16 protein-coding genes and 1 tRNA gene are annotated in these 14762 nt (G+C 68.9%); 2 read left to right on the top strand and 15 right to left on the bottom strand.

All coding sequences use genetic code 11. The features are described 5' to 3' along the window. Positions 1–76 precede the first annotated feature (76 nt). Entirely contained in the window at positions 77–2008 is a 1932-nt protein-coding gene (locus ACWPKK_RS08350; RefSeq protein ID WP_452002734.1) for a sigma-54-dependent Fis family transcriptional regulator, read from the bottom strand. A 254-nt stretch (positions 2009–2262) separates the two neighbouring features. Between ACWPKK_RS08350 and ACWPKK_RS08345 the strand changes: the two genes are divergently transcribed. Next, entirely contained in the window at positions 2263–3177 is a 915-nt protein-coding gene (locus tag ACWPKK_RS08345; RefSeq protein ID WP_324871143.1) for a GGDEF domain-containing protein, read from the top strand. Positions 3178–3288: 111 nt separating this feature from the next. On the opposite strand, the gene ACWPKK_RS08340 is transcribed toward ACWPKK_RS08345, so the two are convergent. From ACWPKK_RS08340 to epsC, 7 genes are all read right to left on the bottom strand, one after another. Then, positions 3289–3363, bottom strand: a tRNA-Met gene (locus ACWPKK_RS08340). Between the two features lie 169 nt (positions 3364–3532). After that, positions 3533–4696 carry a tRNA 2-thiouridine(34) synthase MnmA gene (gene mnmA, locus ACWPKK_RS08335; protein WP_452002731.1) on the bottom strand — a complete coding sequence of 388 codons (1164 nt, stop codon included), beginning with the start codon at positions 4694–4696 and terminating at the stop codon, positions 3533–3535. Between the two features lie 134 nt (positions 4697–4830). Next, the gene (locus ACWPKK_RS08330; protein WP_194913406.1) at positions 4831–5160 is read right to left on the bottom strand and encodes a ferredoxin family 2Fe-2S iron-sulfur cluster binding protein; all 330 of its coding nucleotides are present in this window, start codon (positions 5158–5160) and stop codon (positions 4831–4833) included. A 67-nt stretch (positions 5161–5227) separates the two neighbouring features. Further along, complete coding sequence (locus ACWPKK_RS08325; RefSeq protein ID WP_452002729.1) at positions 5228–5917, bottom strand: molecular chaperone DnaJ; 690 nt, start codon at positions 5915–5917, stop codon at positions 5228–5230. 216 nt (positions 5918–6133) lie between these two features. After that, positions 6134–7273 (bottom strand): cysteine desulfurase family protein, encoded by a 1140-nt coding sequence (locus tag ACWPKK_RS08320; RefSeq protein ID WP_452002726.1) that lies wholly within the window; start codon positions 7271–7273, stop codon positions 6134–6136. A gap of 35 nt (positions 7274–7308) precedes the next feature. Beyond that, complete coding sequence (locus ACWPKK_RS08315; RefSeq protein ID WP_324871139.1) at positions 7309–7794, bottom strand: Rrf2 family transcriptional regulator; 486 nt, start codon at positions 7792–7794, stop codon at positions 7309–7311. Continuing rightward, on the bottom strand, positions 7791–8585 hold the full coding sequence (epsC, locus tag ACWPKK_RS08310) for a serine O-acetyltransferase EpsC (protein WP_452002724.1): 795 nt from the start codon (positions 8583–8585) through the stop codon (positions 7791–7793). Before epsC ends, ACWPKK_RS08315 begins: the two co-directional genes overlap by 4 nt. Positions 8586–8930: 345 nt before the next feature. Here epsC and ACWPKK_RS08305 point away from each other — a divergent pair, with 345 nt between their 5' ends. Next, positions 8931–9593, top strand: coding sequence for an alpha/beta hydrolase (locus ACWPKK_RS08305; RefSeq protein ID WP_085089866.1), 663 nt, complete (start codon positions 8931–8933; stop codon positions 9591–9593). A 213-nt stretch (positions 9594–9806) separates the two neighbouring features. On the opposite strand, the gene ACWPKK_RS08300 is transcribed toward ACWPKK_RS08305, so the two are convergent. The 7 genes from ACWPKK_RS08300 to ACWPKK_RS08270 all read right to left on the bottom strand — a co-directional run bounded on the left by ACWPKK_RS08300 (position 9807) and on the right by ACWPKK_RS08270 (position 14650). Beyond that, positions 9807–10211, bottom strand: coding sequence for a DUF2155 domain-containing protein (locus ACWPKK_RS08300; protein ID WP_370540571.1), 405 nt, complete (start codon positions 10209–10211; stop codon positions 9807–9809). Positions 10212–10368: 157 nt separating this feature from the next. Continuing rightward, the gene (locus tag ACWPKK_RS08295) at positions 10369–10635 is read right to left on the bottom strand and encodes a hypothetical protein (protein WP_324871136.1); all 267 of its coding nucleotides are present in this window, start codon (positions 10633–10635) and stop codon (positions 10369–10371) included. A 124-nt stretch (positions 10636–10759) separates the two neighbouring features. Beyond that, the gene (gene mlaD / locus ACWPKK_RS08290; protein ID WP_452002719.1) at positions 10760–11281 is read right to left on the bottom strand and encodes an outer membrane lipid asymmetry maintenance protein MlaD; all 522 of its coding nucleotides are present in this window, start codon (positions 11279–11281) and stop codon (positions 10760–10762) included. A 92-nt stretch (positions 11282–11373) separates the two neighbouring features. Next, on the bottom strand, positions 11374–11766 hold the full coding sequence (locus ACWPKK_RS08285) for an NADH:ubiquinone oxidoreductase subunit NDUFA12 (protein ID WP_310112758.1): 393 nt from the start codon (positions 11764–11766) through the stop codon (positions 11374–11376). Positions 11767–11900: 134 nt separating this feature from the next. Continuing rightward, positions 11901–12308, bottom strand: a complete 408-nt coding sequence (locus ACWPKK_RS08280) for a hypothetical protein (protein ID WP_452002715.1) — start codon at positions 12306–12308, stop codon at positions 11901–11903. Between the two features lie 10 nt (positions 12309–12318). Beyond that, complete coding sequence (locus ACWPKK_RS08275) at positions 12319–13569, bottom strand: MFS transporter (RefSeq protein WP_452002713.1); 1251 nt, start codon at positions 13567–13569, stop codon at positions 12319–12321. 139 nt (positions 13570–13708) lie between these two features. Further along, positions 13709–14650 carry a LysR family transcriptional regulator gene (locus tag ACWPKK_RS08270; RefSeq protein WP_452002711.1) on the bottom strand — a complete coding sequence of 314 codons (942 nt, stop codon included), beginning with the start codon at positions 14648–14650 and terminating at the stop codon, positions 13709–13711. Between the last annotated feature and the right edge of the window lie 112 nt (positions 14651–14762).

Below are 14762 nucleotides of genomic sequence, written 5' to 3'. Positions count from 1 at the left end.
CTTCCCAATCAAGCACTTGTCCCCTCCCCCGCCCAGCGGGGGAGGGTTAGGGTGGGGGTATCCATTGCAGTTCCCCTCACTCCGCCCGATGCGGCGCCACGATGCCGAAGCGGTGCATCTGCCGATGGACGGTCGACCGGTCGACCCCCAGCGCCCGCGCCGTCGCCGACACGTTCCAGTGGTGCCGCCGCAGCGTCTCGCGCAGCCGGGCGGCGGGATCCTCCTCAGCCACCACCGTCCTTACCGCCTCAGCCGGCCAGGCCTGGAACAGGCCGCTGTGCTGCACCGGCTCCGGAATGTCGGCGAGGTCGATCAGCCCGCCGTCGCTGACCGCGCAGGCATAGTCCAGCGCATTCACCAACTCCCGCACATTGCCCGGCCAGCCATGGCCGCGCAGAGCCGCCAGCGCCGCCGGGGCCAGGCGGTAGCCGACGCCGTCACGCTCCGCCCGTTCGGCCAGCAGCCGTTCGATCAGCCAATCCAGGTCGCCGCGCTGGCGCAGCGGCGGCACGGTGAACACCGCGCCGTTGAGACGAAAGTACAAGTCGTCGCGGAACTTGCCGGCCTTGACCAGTTCCACCAGATCGCGATGGGTGGCGCCGATGACGCGGACATCCACCGACACCGCCTTGGTTCGGCCGATCGGCGTCACCTCCCGCTCCGCCAGCACGCGCAGCAGGCGTGTCTGCGACGACAGCGGCATGTCGCCGATCTCGTCCAGGAACAGGGTGCCGCCGTCGGCCTCCAGGATCAGCCCCTTCTTGCCGCGCGCCGTCGCCCCGGTGAAGGAGCCGGGCTCGTAGCCGAACAGTTCGCTCTCGATCAGGTTTTCCGGCAATGCGGCGCAATTGACGGCGACGAAGGGCTTGTTGCGGCGGACGCTGGACTTGTGCAGCGCCTTGGCCAGATGTTCCTTGCCGGTGCCGGTCTCGCCATGGATCAGCAGGCTCATGCGCGTGTTGACCAGCTTGGCCGCCCGTGTCAGCACCGCCTTCAGCGCCGGGTCGCCGCCGGACACCACGCGCAGCGGCTCCGGCAGCGGATCGTTCCCCTGGTCGTGGGGATGGTTGCGGGGCAGGGACACCGCCGGCGGCGGCATCGCCTGTGCGAACAGCGGCAGGCCGGTGCGGCGCAGGCGCAGCGTGCGCTGTTCGGTCGGAAGCGCGCGGACGAAGCGGACCAGATCGTCCACCTCGCAGTCGAACAGTTCGGCGAAGGTGCGGCCGAGCGGCGACATCCCGTCTTCCGCCAGCAGGTCGTGGGCCTTGTGGTTGAAGCCGACCACCCGGCCGCCGCCGTCCAGCGCCAGGACGAAATCCGGATCGACCTCCGCGAATTCCTGCGACGCGGACAGCTTCACCACCCAATCGCGGCGGAAGTTGTTGTAGAGGTTGGCGGTTTCGATCTTGTGGACATAGGCCTTCACCATCTGCAGCGCCAGATACTGGCTGATCTTCGGTTCCGGCGAATGCAAGGCGGAGATGTCGAGGACCGCTGCCAGCTCTCCCCCGCTGTCGAAGACGGGGGCGGCGGTGCAGGTCAGCGGGATGTGGGTGGAGTCGAAATGGTCGGTCTGGTGCACGGTCAGCGCCTGGGCCGTGGCGATGCAGGTGCCGACGGCGCAGGTGCCGGCATGCCCCTCGTTCCAGTCGGACCCCAGATACAGCCCGGCCCGGCGCAGATGGTTGTCGAAGGTCGGGTCGCCGATGAAATCCACCGTGACGCCGTTGCTGTCGGTCAACAGCAGCACATACCCCATGCCGGCGACCTGCCGGTACAGCGCCTCCAGCCCGAAGCGGGCCATGCGCAGGAATTCGTCCATCGCGTCGCGGTGCTCGCGCAGCCGTTCCTGCGGCAGGATATGGGCCTCGCGCCCGATGGTGGGGTCCAGCTTGTGGTCGGCGACGCAGCGGCGCCAGGAGCTTTCGATGATCGCATCGCGGGCTGACGGCACACCGGCGGAGACACGGACGAGTTCATCGATGTGGGCCGCGCGCGCGCTGTCCATGGTCGTGCCTCCCGCAATATCGTCCGCTTGTCCCGCGAACAGATTTGAATGAAACATTACCAATCGGGCGACCCGGTAGGCAACATGTGCAAAAGCATCAGACCCACCCACCGGCCGATCGCGGACAGACCCTCCGCCATACCTGCGTATGACCCCCGCTTTTCGTTATCGTTCTGCGACATGACGTTAAGGACATTTGCACAAGTCGGGCCTCATGCTCCATAAACGGGAAGGGATCGCCGGGAGCTTTCGATTTGCGGATTCTGATCGTCGACGATTCACCGCGCCACCTGACCATGATGGTGTATGAGCTGACGAAGCTGGGCTACGCGACCAGCGTGGTCGAGACCGGGGCCGCCGCCATCGAAGCGGTGGCGAACGAGCGCTTCGACGTGGTGATGGCCGACATCCGGCTTGCCGACATGACGGGGATCGAGCTGTGCTGGCACCTGCGCACCGCCCAGGGGCTGCGCCACCTCTATCTGATCCTGATGATCCCCGGCAGCATGACCGACCAGTTCCACGAACTGGTGGAGGCCGGCGCCGACGAGTTCCTGCGCAAGCCGCTGGATTGGAAGTGGACGGCGGCGCGCCTGCTGGCCGCCTCGCGCGTGGTGGCGATGCAGCGCGACCTGGAGCGGCTGGCGACCACCGACGCCCTGACCGGCGCCCTGAACCGCCGCCGCTTCCTGGAGCGGGGGGATGAGGAGTTCGGCCGCTCGCGCCGGTATGAGCGTCCGCTGTCGGTGGTGATGCTGGACATCGACCATTTCAAGCGGGTCAACGACACCCACGGCCATGCCACCGGCGACGAGGCGATCCGCAGCACGGTGCGCGCCTGCAAGGAGAGTTTGCGCACCAGCGACATCATCGGCCGTCTGGGCGGCGAGGAATTCGCCGTGGTGATGCCCGAAACCCCGCCGGTCAACGCTTACGCGGTCGCCCAGCGCCTGCGCCAGGCCGTCGCCGCCATGCCGGTCCGTTTGGAGACCGGCGGCGAGATGACCGTGACGGTCAGCCTGGGGTTGAGCTGGCTGAACGCGACCGACACCGGCATCGAACCCCTGCTGGCCCGCGCCGACGCCGCCCTCTACCGCGCCAAGCACGCCGGCCGCAACCGGGTCGAGGTGGAGCCGCGGATCGCGCTGCCGAAGTCTATGATGGGGTAGGGGAGACCGGCATACCGCATTGGTCGCGCTGCAATCGACGCCGCGTCAACCCGATGATGCGCAAAGAAAAACCCCCTGACTTCCGGCTGGAAATCAGGGGGTTTCCTATGATGGTAGCAGCGGAGGGATTTGAACCCCCGACCAAGGGATTATGATTCCCCTGCTCTACCACTGAGCTACGCTGCCATCGTGTTCGCCGTTGTTGGCGTTTCCGCCGCCGTTGGCTACCATCGTGTCCCGTCGTTGCCGCCGGGAGCCGCTATATAGGATAGGGCGACTTGGCCTGTCAACGCGGAATTTTCGGGGGGTGCGATTTTTTTCGGCCGGACGACGGAAAGGCACATAACCCCCTGATTCAGGCCACCGTTTCACCTGCCTCCACGGCATCGGCCACACTCCCGGCCGTGCCGGAAATCCAGCCGCCGCCCAGCACGCGGTCCCCCTGGTAGACGACACAGGCCTGGCCGGGGGCGATGCCGTGCTGGGGCTCCTGCAACTCCACCCGCGCGCTGCCGTCCGGCCCGGCGCGCCAGATGGCGGGAGCGGCGGGCTGGGCGGAGCGCAGCTTCACCGACACCTCGATCCCCGCGCCGTCGGCCAGATCGGGACCCAGCCAGTTCACGTCGCGCACCATCACCAGCGAGCGGGCGAGGTCGCGGCGCGGGCCGACGACGACGCGGCGGCGGGCGGGCTCCAGGCGGACGACGTAGAGCGCCTCCTCCTCCTGGCCGCGGATGCCGCCGATGCCCAGCCCCTTGCGCTGGCCGACCGTGTAGTGGACGACGCCCTTGTGGCGGCCCAGCACCCGGCCGTCGACATGGACGATGTCGCCGGGCTCGACCGAGCCGGGGCGGAGCTTCGCCACCACCTCGGCATAATTGCCGTTGGGGACGAAGCAGATGTCCTGGCTGTCGGGCTTGGCTGCCACCTCCAGCCCATGGCGCTCGGCCAGCGCGCGGGTTTCCGGCTTGGTCAGGCCGCCGAGCGGGAAGCGCAGGAACTCCAGCTGTTCGCGCGTGGTGGCGAACAGAAAATAGCTCTGGTCCTTGGCGGGGTCGACGGCGCGGTGCAACTCGGCGCCCTGCGGGCCGGCGATGCGGCGGACGTAATGGCCGGTGGCCAGCGCATCGGCGCCGAGGTCACGCGCGGTGTTCAGCAGGTCGCGGAACTTGACGCGCTGGTTGCAGCGCACGCAGGGGATCGGCGTCTCGCCGCGCAGATAGCTGTCGGCGAAATCGTCCATCACGTCCTGGCTGAAGCGGCCCTCGTAATCCAGGACGTAATGCGGGATGCCGATGCGGTCGGCGACCTGACGGGCGTCGTAGATATCCTGGCCGGCGCAGCAGGCGCCCGGCTTCTGCAACGCCAGACCGTGGTCGTAAAGCTGCAGCGTGATGCCGACGACGTCATAGCCCTCCTCCCGCAGCACGGCGGCGGTGACGGAGGAGTCCACCCCGCCGGACATCGCGACGACGACGCGGGTGTCCTGGGGGCGCTTTGAAAGACCGAGGGAGTTCATGGCGCCCTATATGGTACGGGCAGGCGCCCGGGAAAGTAGGAAATCGGAACAGGGGAAGGTGAGGGGGAAAGGGGCCGCCGGGTATCGCGTCGCCTGACGCTGGTCCGGCGGCCGGAACAGGTTCCCCCGCGCCGTTACTTCATCGCGTTGTTGCTGCCGCCCGGCAGGCGGACGACTAGGCCGTCCAACTCTTCGGTCATGATGATCTGGCAGCCCAGGCGCGAGGTCTTGGTCAGGCCGAAGGCGAGGTCCAGCATGTCCTCCTCGTCCTCCTGCGCGTCCGGCAGCACGTCGAACCATTCCGGCTCGATCACGACATGGCAGGTGGAGCAGGCCAGCGAGCCCTCGCAGGCGCCTTCCAGGTCCAGGCTGTTCTTGTGCGCGATTTCCAGCACGGACAGGCCGAGCGGGGCGTCCACCTCGCGGCGGCTGCCATCGGGCTCGATGAAGGTCATCTTGGGCATGGGGTCCTCGTTCTTCTAAGGTTGCCTAGCGATTGAAAGGGCGGATTTTGGTAACGGGTTGGCCGGATCAGGGCCGCGGCGGCGTCCGGGCGGCGCGGCGGTCACGGACGTCGGCGGCCAGTGCCTCCAGCCGTTCCAGCCGGGCCAGGATGCGCGCTGCACCGTCCGTGGCCGGCGGGCTGTCCGGGCCGGATGCCGTCTGCGCCTTGCGGAAGGCGGGGGTGAGATACTTGATGCAGGCCTCGATCCGCTGGCCGAGGTCCAGGCCGATGCGGTCCAACTCCAGCGCGTCGTCGGCCCGCGTCAGCCGGGCGGCGAGGTCGGCGATCTCCTCGTCTCCGTTCCCGGCCCCATCGTCCGTGGCCGGGGCGCCGCCCAGCAGCGACAGCAGCGCGTGGGCGCGGCGGATGGGATCGCGCAGAGCCTCAAAGGCCCCGCGCAGGGCATCGACCTGGGCCTTGGCGTTGGCCTGCTGGCGCGGGCCGCGGGCGGCAAAGCGCTCCGGGTCCATGGCGCGGGTGAAGCCGGCATGCTGTTTCGACAGCTGCTCCAGATCGATGTCGAAGCGCCGTTCCAGCCCCAGCCGGGTGAAGGGGTCGAGCGGCCGCGGCGGCTGCGCGGCGCCGCAGGCGTGACAGAACAGGGCGCGCGGCGCCACCGAGCGGCCGCAGGTGCCGCAGGGCTCCAGATCGCCGGCGATTGCGCCGGAAATTCCGCCGCTGTTGTTGCCGGGCGGGCCGGATTTGGAACGGGTCATGCGCGCTGTCCGTCAAAACGCCGAAAGGCTCGGCCGATAGGTTGGTTTACCCGACATCATGCCTCCGCCGCCATCCGGCCCGACATCATAGGGGGCCTCCGCGGCGTCATACCCAGAAGCCGCATCCGGCGCAATGCGCGAATGCAGGCTTTCCCGATGGGAGACAGATGGTCGCGCAGCGATGCCGGCGGTCGGGGGAACGTCAGCGGGGGAACCTCAGCCATCCGCAGGCGCGCTTCGCCGCGCCATCGCGGTCCAGGCCGTCAGGAAGCGGTCCACCGCCTCGTCGTCGCTGGTCCAGCCCAGGCTGACACGGATGGCGCTGGCGGCGGAGCGGTCGCCCTCGCCCATCGCCGCCAGCACATGGGACGGCTTCACCTTGCCGCTGGAACAGGCCGAACCGGCGCTGACCGCCACCCCGGCGAGGTCGAGCGTCATCACCTGGGTCTCTCCGGGCAGGCCGGGCAGCATCAGGCAGCTGGTGTTGGCGACGCGCGCCGCGCCGGCTCCCATCACGCGGGCGCGCCGCATAACGGCCAGCGCCTCGCGCTCCAGCCGGTCGCGCAGGGCCGCGAGGTCGGCGGCCTCCGCCAGCCCGTCCAGCGCCAGACGCGCCGCGGCGCCGAAGCCGACGATCCCCAGCAGGTTCTCGGTCCCGGCGCGCTTGCGCCGTTCCTGCCCGCCGCCGCGGATCAGCGCATCGGGTTCCAGCCCCTCGCCCAGGATCAGGGCGCCGACGCCGGTCGGGCCGCCCAGCTTGTGGGCCGACAGCGTCATCAGGTCGGCGCCGAGGGCGGACAGCAACAGAGGCAGCCGTCCTGCCGCCTGCACCGCATCGCAATGGACCAGTGCGCCATGGGCGTGCGCGATCCTGGAAGCGTCCGCCACCGGCTGGACCACCCCGGTCTCGTTGTTGACGAGCATCAGCGAGACCAGCGCCGGCTCGTCCCCACGGGCCAGACGGCGTGCCAGATCCTCCAGGTCGGCGACGCCGTCGCGGGTCACGCCGAAGCGCTCGGCGTCGGGCCGGGCGGCCAGCACCGACTCATGCTCGATAGCCGAGGTCACCACCCGGTGGCCGGCGAAGCCGCGCAGCGCGAAGTTGTTGGCCTCCGTCCCGCTGCCGGTGAACAGCACCTGCGCCGGCTTGACTCCGGCGAGCGCGGCCACGGCGGTGCGCGCCTCCTCCACCGCGCGCCGGGCGCTGCGGCCGAAGGCATGCACGGAGGACGGGTTGCCGACCAGATCCATCGCCTGACCCATCGCCGCCTTCACCTCCGGCTTGAGCGGGGCGGTGGCGTTGTGGTCGAGATAGACTCCGGTCCGCCGGAACGGGCTGACGGGTAGAATGGTCACTTTTCAGGCGTACTCACGTCCGGACAGGGTCGTCTTCACTCGGCGGCGGCGATCGCGGCGCTGTCGGCGGCCGGGGCCGGGCGCAGCAGGTTCAGGCCGCTGGTGCCGATGATCCGCCGTTCCACCACGTCGGCCACGGTGACCGAGCTGAGATACATGTGGATCTGGTTGCCCAACTCCTCCCACAGGTCGTGGGTCAGGCAGCGCGAGCGGTTGGTGCGGCAACCCTGCGGCGTGCCGTTGGCGCAGCGGGTGGTGCGGATCGGCTCGTCCACCGCCAGGATGATGTCGGACACCCGGGTCGCGTCGGCCGGATGGGCGAGCAGATAGCCGCCGCCGGGACCGCGCACGCTCTTGACCAGCCCGCCCTTGCGCAACTTGGCGAACAGCTGCTCCAGGTAGGAGAGCGAGATCTCCTGCCGTTCCGCGATGTCCGCCAGCGCGACCGGGCTGCCTTGGCTGGTGGCGGCCAGATCGACCATCGCCATCACGGCATAGCGTCCCTTGGTGCTGAGTCTCATCGCGGATCTCCTTGGGCTTCGTGCATCCCGACATGGTGGGACGCCACCGCTTCCAGCGGTGTGGGTGTTGAACGGGGAAGTACGGTTGCGGCCGATGGCGGGTTCACCGCCTCCAACTCGCCGACGCGGGCCTGCAGCGCCGTCACCTGATCGAGCAGGCCGGACAGCGCGCGGGCCACCGGATCGGGGATCTCGCCGCAGGGGGTACCGTAGGGCATGAATTTGCGCGTTTCCGCCCGGTCGCGCGGGACGACGGGCTTGGCCGGGATGCCGACGACCGCGGTGTCGGCCGGCACGTCGGCCACCACGACGGCATTGGCGCCGATGCGCGCGCCGCGCCCGATGGTGATGGCGCCCAGGATCTTGGCGCCGGCGCCGACGATCACGCCGTCGCCCAGTGTCGGATGGCGCTTGCCGGGATTGAGCGAGGTGCCGCCCAGCGTCACCCCATGATAGAGCATGACGTCATCGCCGATCTCCGCAGTTTCGCCGATCACGACGCCCATGCCGTGGTCGATGAAGAAGCGGCGGCCGATGGTGGCGCCGGGATGGATCTCGATGCCCGTCAGCGAGCGGGCGATCTGCGAGACGAGGCGGGCGGTCAGGTGCCAGCCGGCGTCGCGGGCACGCCGGGCAAGGCGGTGGAGCACGATCGCATGAAACCCGGGGTAGCAGATCGCCACCTCCAGCCGGGACCGCGCCGCCGGGTCGCGCGCCATGATCCCGTCGATCTCTTCGCGAAGATGCTTGAACACGCCATCACCCGCCGTGGTATAGTCCGCCGCTCTCATCGGCCGCCCGCGCCCGGCTTCGGCCTGTCGGAACCTTGCGGTTCAGGACCTTCCGGTCCGGAACCTTGCGGATCCGGCCGGCATGGACCCGGTCTTTCGGCCGGTCCCGCTAGCGCTGGGCCGATCGGGCGGGTCAGGCGGGTTGCCCCGGAGGACGTTACGACGCATATATGATGACCAAGCAAAACGGTCAAGAATTGTGTGCGAAAAACCCCACTCCAATGCGGGAAAATCCGTGACGGGCTCGTAAAGGCCCCGTGCGTCGGGGCGGCAGGCCGGATGATCTCCGGTTGGTCGCTGCGGCGGTCCCAATAACCCTTTGTCCGCGTCAGGAACGTCGTTCCCATGCCTGAAGTGCTCTTCAACGGTCCCGCAGGTCGCCTGGAAGGCCGTTACACCCACGGCAAGCAGCCGAACGCCCCGGTCGCGCTGCTGTTGCACCCGCACCCGCAGCACAATGGGACGATGAACAACAAGGTGGTCTTCACCCTGTTCCAGTCCTTCACCAAGCGCGGCTATTCGGCGCTCCGCTTCAACTTCCGTGGCGTCGGGCGCAGCCAGGGCACCTACGACAAGGGGGAGGGGGAACTGGCCGACGCCGCGGCGGCGCTGGACTGGCTGCAGACCTACAACCCGAACGCTCCGCTCTGCTGGATCGGCGGTGTGTCGTTCGGTGCCTGGATCGGCATGCAGTTGCTGATGCGCCGTCCGGAGATCGACGGCTTCGTCTCGGTGTCGCCGCCGGCCAACCTGTTCGACTTCTCCTTCCTGGCGCCGTGCCCGTCCTCCGGCCTGATCATCCACGGCGACAAGGACGAGGTGGTGCCCCAGGCCGCGGTGACCAAGCTGGTGACCAAGCTGTCGCACCAGAAGGACATCCGCATCGACCACCGCGTCGTCCCCGGCGCCAGCCATTTCTTCGTCAACCGCACCGACGATCTGGCGACGCAGGTCGACGATTACCTGGACAAGGCGCTGGGCAATCCCATCGCGGCGGTGGCGGAGTAAGTTAACCCCCCACCCTGACCCTCCCCCGCTCTCAGCGGACCTTCGGTCCGCCTGTCGCGTCAGCACAAAGCTCTGCTTTGTGCGAGAGCTGGGCGGGGGAGGGAACTGTCGCCGCTTCGCGTTTCAGTTCACGTCGACAAGCATTCTACCCCCTCCACCGCTGACAAGCGGGGGAGGGATGGGGAGGGGGCAGTAAGCTTGGCCCCCCACACCTCACTGCTCGCAGCCCAGAACCCACACGTCGTAGATCGGGTTCTCCATCGCCGACAGGGCGGGGCTGGAGGCGAACATCCAGCCGCTGAAGACCTGTTCCGCCTGCTCGCCGGGCTTGATCTCCGTCACCTCAAGAAATGCGGCGGATTCCGGTGTTTCGATCGGCGGGTTCTCGCGGCAGGCGCGCAGGGTGATGCGCAGGCTGCTCATCGCCTTCGTCTCCCCCACCTTCATGGTGAAGGTGGAGGTGCGGGCGGTCACCTTGTCCAGCCATTGCAGCTTTGCCGCCGGCCGCTCCATCATCTGGCTCGGAACCGGGGCGGCCTGGATGGCCAGCGGGACCAGCACCGCCGCGGCACCCATCAGCCGGGCGGCTGGCCGGAAACATCTTGAGAGTCGCGTCACGTCGGATCGCTTCCGTTATTGCGGACGGCGCCCTTGCGGCCGGAACCTGCCTGTCGGCGTGGATTCTGCCGGGGCGCTCCGCCTTCTAGCCCGGAAGCGGGGGCAGCGTCCAGTGGCGGGGACGCCGGGATGGGTTGTTCGTGGCGGATGGTTCAGTTCAGCGCGTGACGCTGCTACGCGACGCAGGGGCGCTGTAGGTGGAGCCGGAACCGCTCTGCGCTTCGTTCCGGTCTTCGATCTTCTGGGTCGCCGCCCCGGCTCCGGCACCGGCCGCGGCACCGACGACCGCACCCACCGGGCCACCGACCACGGCGCCCGCGGCGGCACCGCCAAGTCCGCCGCTGGCGGATTTCTCTTCCATGTTGGCGCCGCAGGCGGCAGTCGCCAGGGCCAGACCGAACACGGCCAAGTGGGAGAGACGCATCGCACTTCCTCCTGCTTCATGATCCGGCAGCGCCTATCCGATGGCCGCCATCCGGATATGGGAGGAACGCTTGAGCGTGGCCGCTGGTTCCGGCCACGTCCCTGCTTCGTATCGGAGCCCGGTGTCAGAGCTTCGGCGGCTGGGCCGGCGCCTGTGCCGGCGCCTGGGAGGACTGGCCGCTGGCCTGGTCGCCCGGCTTGCTCATGCTCTGCAGCGAGAAGATGACCTGACCTAGCAACTGCTCCAGGCCCGGCGTGCTTTGCGTGAATTCGATCTTGCCGTTCGGCTTGATGGTGTCGGGATCGCCGCCCGGTTCCAGGGACAGGAACTTGCCGCCCAGCAGGCTTTCCGACGCGATGACCGCCGCGGTGTCCTTCGGCAGCTTCACCGAATTGTCGACCGACAGGTGGACCACCGCCTGATAGCTGGTGGGGTCGAGGGACAGCCCGGTGACCGTGCCGACCTTCACCCCGCTGATGCGGACGTCGGCGCCGCCCTGCAGGCCGGTGATGCTGGTGAAATTGGCGGTGATGTCATAGCCCTGCACCTTGCGCAGATCGGCGCTTTTGTAGGCGAAGGCAAGGAACACGGCGGCCACGGCGAGCACGACGCCGCCCAACACGGTTTCGATCACATTCCGGCGCATAGAGCTATCCTGCTGCGAGTTCCAGAAACGAAACCCGGCCCGAAAGGGGCCGGGCTTTCCGCTCTGACGTGAGGGTCAGTCCTTGGCAGGGATCAGCTCGGAGTCCAGGGCTCGTAGTCGCCGGTGGCCGGCACGCGCTTGCCGCCGGCCAGCACATGGCCGGGGGGACGATAGGCCTGGACCGAGCCCGACATGTTGGGCAGGTGTTCCTTCTGCCAGGGCTTGTGGAAGGCGCTCGACCCTTCGGGCAGCGGCTCCTTGGTGGTGTGGTGCAGCCAGCCGTGCCATTCCGGCGGGATCTTGGACGCGTCGGGCTCACCGGCATACAGGACCCAGCGGCGCTCGCGCGTGCCGGCCTTGGTGTCCTTGCTGCGGTAATAGACGTTGCCGAAGCGGTCGCTGCCGACCTTGGCGCCCCGACGCCACGTGACGTAACGGATGTGGATGTTCGCCAGTTTGGTGAACAGGGAGATCGGCTCGCTCATCGTCGCTCACGAATTCCGGAGTCTGGCCCCGCGGACACGGGGCTGGTCGAATGCGGGCCGCACTATGACACCGCAACGGACGCGCGTCCACCGTTGGTGAGGCCCAAGCTGCTCCGCAGGGTGGAAAGAGGTGCCTATTGCAGGCGGGTCGCGGCGATCTTGGCGGTGTCGACCGGGGTGGCGGTGCAGCCGCCCAGCGTCGGCCCGACCGGAAGCTCCCCGAAGGCGCCAAGCGCGCCCTCCGCCTTCAGCCGGCCGACGAATCCGGGCTCCGTCCCGCGGGCGACCCAGGCGAATCCAAGCCAGGTGGAGCGCACCGGTTCGCCCCCCGCCCGCACCATCGCCGCCATGGCTTCGGCATCGCTGGTGCCTGGGGAGAAGACCGCCAGCATCATGCCGTCGGTCGCATCCGGCAGGGCGGCGCGTTGCAACGACAGCCCCATCAGCGCCGCCCACACCAGCAGGACGCCGCCGAACAGCGCCGCGGCAAGGCCGTGGCCGATGGGGTGTCCGGAAGGGGCGGGGGCGGGGCGGTCGCTCATGGTGCCTACCTTACGCCTTCGCCTCGGCCGCCGCCAGCGACGGGGCGGGCTTCTCGGCGATCGGCCAGTGGACGATGGTCGCGAACATGGCCAGCGCCACGCCCAGCCACCAGACGACGTCGTAGGACCCCGTGCGCTCGTACAGAAGGCCGCCCAGCCAGACGCCCAGGAAGCCGCCGACCTGATGGCTGAAGAAGGCGAAACCGTACAGCGTGCCCATGTAGCGGGTGCCGAACATCAGCGCGACGAGGCCGGAGGTCGGCGGCACGGTGGACAGCCACAGCAGGCCCATCACCGCGGCGTAGACGATCACCGTCACCGACGAGATCGGCAGCAGGATGAAGATCGCCGTGGCGATGCCACGCGAGAAATAGTTGGCGCACAGCAGGTAGCGCTTGCTGACCTTGCCCGCCAGCACGCCGGACGCATAGGAGCCGATGACGTTGAACAGGCCGATCAGTGCCAGCGCCCAGGCGGCAAGCGACGCGCTGATCCCGGCCTCGGTCAGGTAGGGCGGCAGATGGGTGGTGATGAAGGCCAGCTGGAAGCCGCAGACGAAGAAGCCGGCGACCAGCAGCACGTAGCTGCGGTGCTGGAAGGCCTGCCGCACCGCGGCGATGTAGCCGATGTTGGCGCCGGTCACCGCCGGGGTACCGCTCGCCGTCATGCCCTTCGGTCCGGGGAAGACGCCGGCCAGCAGCGGCACCGCGATCATCGAGGCCGCCAGCAGAAGCAGGGCGGTCTGCCAGCCGAAGCCGGCGATGAAGGCCTGCCCCATCGGCGCGAACAGGAACTGGCCCATCGACCCGGCCGCGGTGGCGATGCCAACCGACCAGCTGCGCTGTTCCGGCGGCAGCAGGCGGGTGAAACCGGCGATGATGATGCCGAAGGAAGCGCCCGACAGCCCCAGCCCGATCAGCACGCCGGCCGTGAGGTACAGTTCGACGCTGGTCGTCGCGTAGGGCATCAGCGCCAGCCCGGCGGCGTAGAGAATCCCGCCGCCGGCCAGCACCGGAGCGGGGCCGTAACGATCCGTCAGCGCACCGGCGAAGGGGCCGCCGGCCCCCCACAGGATGTTCTGGATCGCCATCGCCAGCGCGAAGACATCGCGGCCCCAGCCGCGGGTTTCCGAAAGCGGCCCGATGAACAGGCCCATGCTGGACCGCGGTCCGAAGGCCAGCATCGAGATCAGGCAGCCGCAGACGACGACAAGTGCTGGCGTCCTCCAGGAGGGCGCCGGTGCGGGGGTGGCGGTGGTCAAGGCGTCCTCCCGGAAGGGGCCGGCGTCGCGCGCCGGTGTTGCGGAACCGCGTGCCGCGGGGTTGCGCATCGTGGTGCTGTGTTGTCACCGACGATAGGCGGGCATCAACAGTTCGGCAAATTCATAATCGGCAACCGGGTCATTCCGCGGCGGAATGCAGAAGCGCGAACTGTTCCATCGCCTGAGGCGCGGGCCGTCCGGCCGCCATCTCGCGCCGCAGCGCGTCCTCCAGCCGGTCGAACACCGGGGCGATGCGTCCGGTCGTCCGCGATTGGATCAGCCAGATGGTCACCGCCATCCGGAAATCGGGCAGATCGACCGGCCGGACCATGGCGGCACCGGGAATCGGCGCGATGAGGCCCATCGGGGCCAGCCCGAACCCGACCCCGCGCGCCACCAGCGACACCAGCAGGCTCTGGTCGTATGCCTCCACCGTCACGTTCGGCTGCAGCCCGAGCGGCGCCAGCGCCTGATGAAGCGCCTCACGGTACCGGCAGCCGTTGGGCTGCAGCACCCAGCCACGCTCGTTCATCGATGCCAGATCGGCGCCGACCGACTGGTCGGGGGAGGCGACGATGCTGACCGCCTCGGTTCCGATCCGGCGGGCCGGCAGATCGTCGGGCGGCGTCTGCTCCTCGCACATCAGGATCAGTCCGCCGTCGAGCGTACCGGCGCGGACCTGCTCGATCAGCGGGTTGCTCCAGTCGGAATGCAGCCGCAGCGTCAGGCCGGGAAAGCCGGCGCGCAGGTCGTCCAACGGCCGCCCGGCGGCGAGCGCGGTCAGCACATGCGCCACCCCGAGTCGCAGCAGCCCGCGCGGCTCCACGGATCCGGCGAAGGCGTCGGCGAAGTCGCTGGCCGCCGCCAGGATGCGCCGTGCATGGGCAAGTGCCAGTTCCCCGTCGCGGGTCAGCGCCAGCGGCTTGGTCTGCCGGTCGAACAGCACGACGCCCAATTCCGCCTCCAGCCGCTGGATCAGCCGCGACACCGCCGACTGCGTCAGCCCCAGCCGGTTGCCGGCCTCCTGCACCGACTGCGCATCGGCCACGGCGATGAAGGTGCGGATTTCGTTGAGCTTCATGGGGAGGCCTTGAGGTCCGGGGGGCCGGCAGAGCGCGGCGATGCATCTTCGCGTCTGGTGTGCCAGTGTCGGATCGCGTTACCGTCGGGTCAAGCCATCGATGAGGAGCCGA

The organism is Azospirillum largimobile (assembly GCF_977007025.2).
Note: the sequence above shows the minus strand (reverse complement) of the source record. Positions and strands in the feature narration are given on the sequence as shown.

Coding starts and splice junctions, on each gene's coding strand:
- ACWPKK_RS08350 (WP_452002734.1), bottom strand. CDS start 2,008: ATGGACAGCGCGCGCGCGGCCCACATCGATGAACTCGTCCGTGTCTCC.
- mnmA (WP_452002731.1), bottom strand. CDS start 4,696: ATGAACTCCCTCGGTCTTTCAAAGCGCCCCCAGGACACCCGCGTCGTC.
- ACWPKK_RS08330 (WP_194913406.1), bottom strand. CDS start 5,160: ATGCCCAAGATGACCTTCATCGAGCCCGATGGCAGCCGCCGCGAGGTG.
- ACWPKK_RS08325 (WP_452002729.1), bottom strand. CDS start 5,917: ATGACCCGTTCCAAATCCGGCCCGCCCGGCAACAACAGCGGCGGAATT.
- ACWPKK_RS08315 (WP_324871139.1), bottom strand. CDS start 7,794: ATGAGACTCAGCACCAAGGGACGCTATGCCGTGATGGCGATGGTCGAT.
- epsC (WP_452002724.1), bottom strand. CDS start 8,585: ATGAGAGCGGCGGACTATACCACGGCGGGTGATGGCGTGTTCAAGCAT.
- ACWPKK_RS08305 (WP_085089866.1), top strand. CDS start 8,931: ATGCCTGAAGTGCTCTTCAACGGTCCCGCAGGTCGCCTGGAAGGCCGT.
- ACWPKK_RS08295 (WP_324871136.1), bottom strand. CDS start 10,635: ATGCGTCTCTCCCACTTGGCCGTGTTCGGTCTGGCCCTGGCGACTGCC.
- mlaD (WP_452002719.1), bottom strand. CDS start 11,281: ATGCGCCGGAATGTGATCGAAACCGTGTTGGGCGGCGTCGTGCTCGCC.
- ACWPKK_RS08285 (WP_310112758.1), bottom strand. CDS start 11,766: ATGAGCGAGCCGATCTCCCTGTTCACCAAACTGGCGAACATCCACATC.
- ACWPKK_RS08280 (WP_452002715.1), bottom strand. CDS start 12,308: ATGAGCGACCGCCCCGCCCCCGCCCCTTCCGGACACCCCATCGGCCAC.
- ACWPKK_RS08270 (WP_452002711.1), bottom strand. CDS start 14,650: ATGAAGCTCAACGAAATCCGCACCTTCATCGCCGTGGCCGATGCGCAG.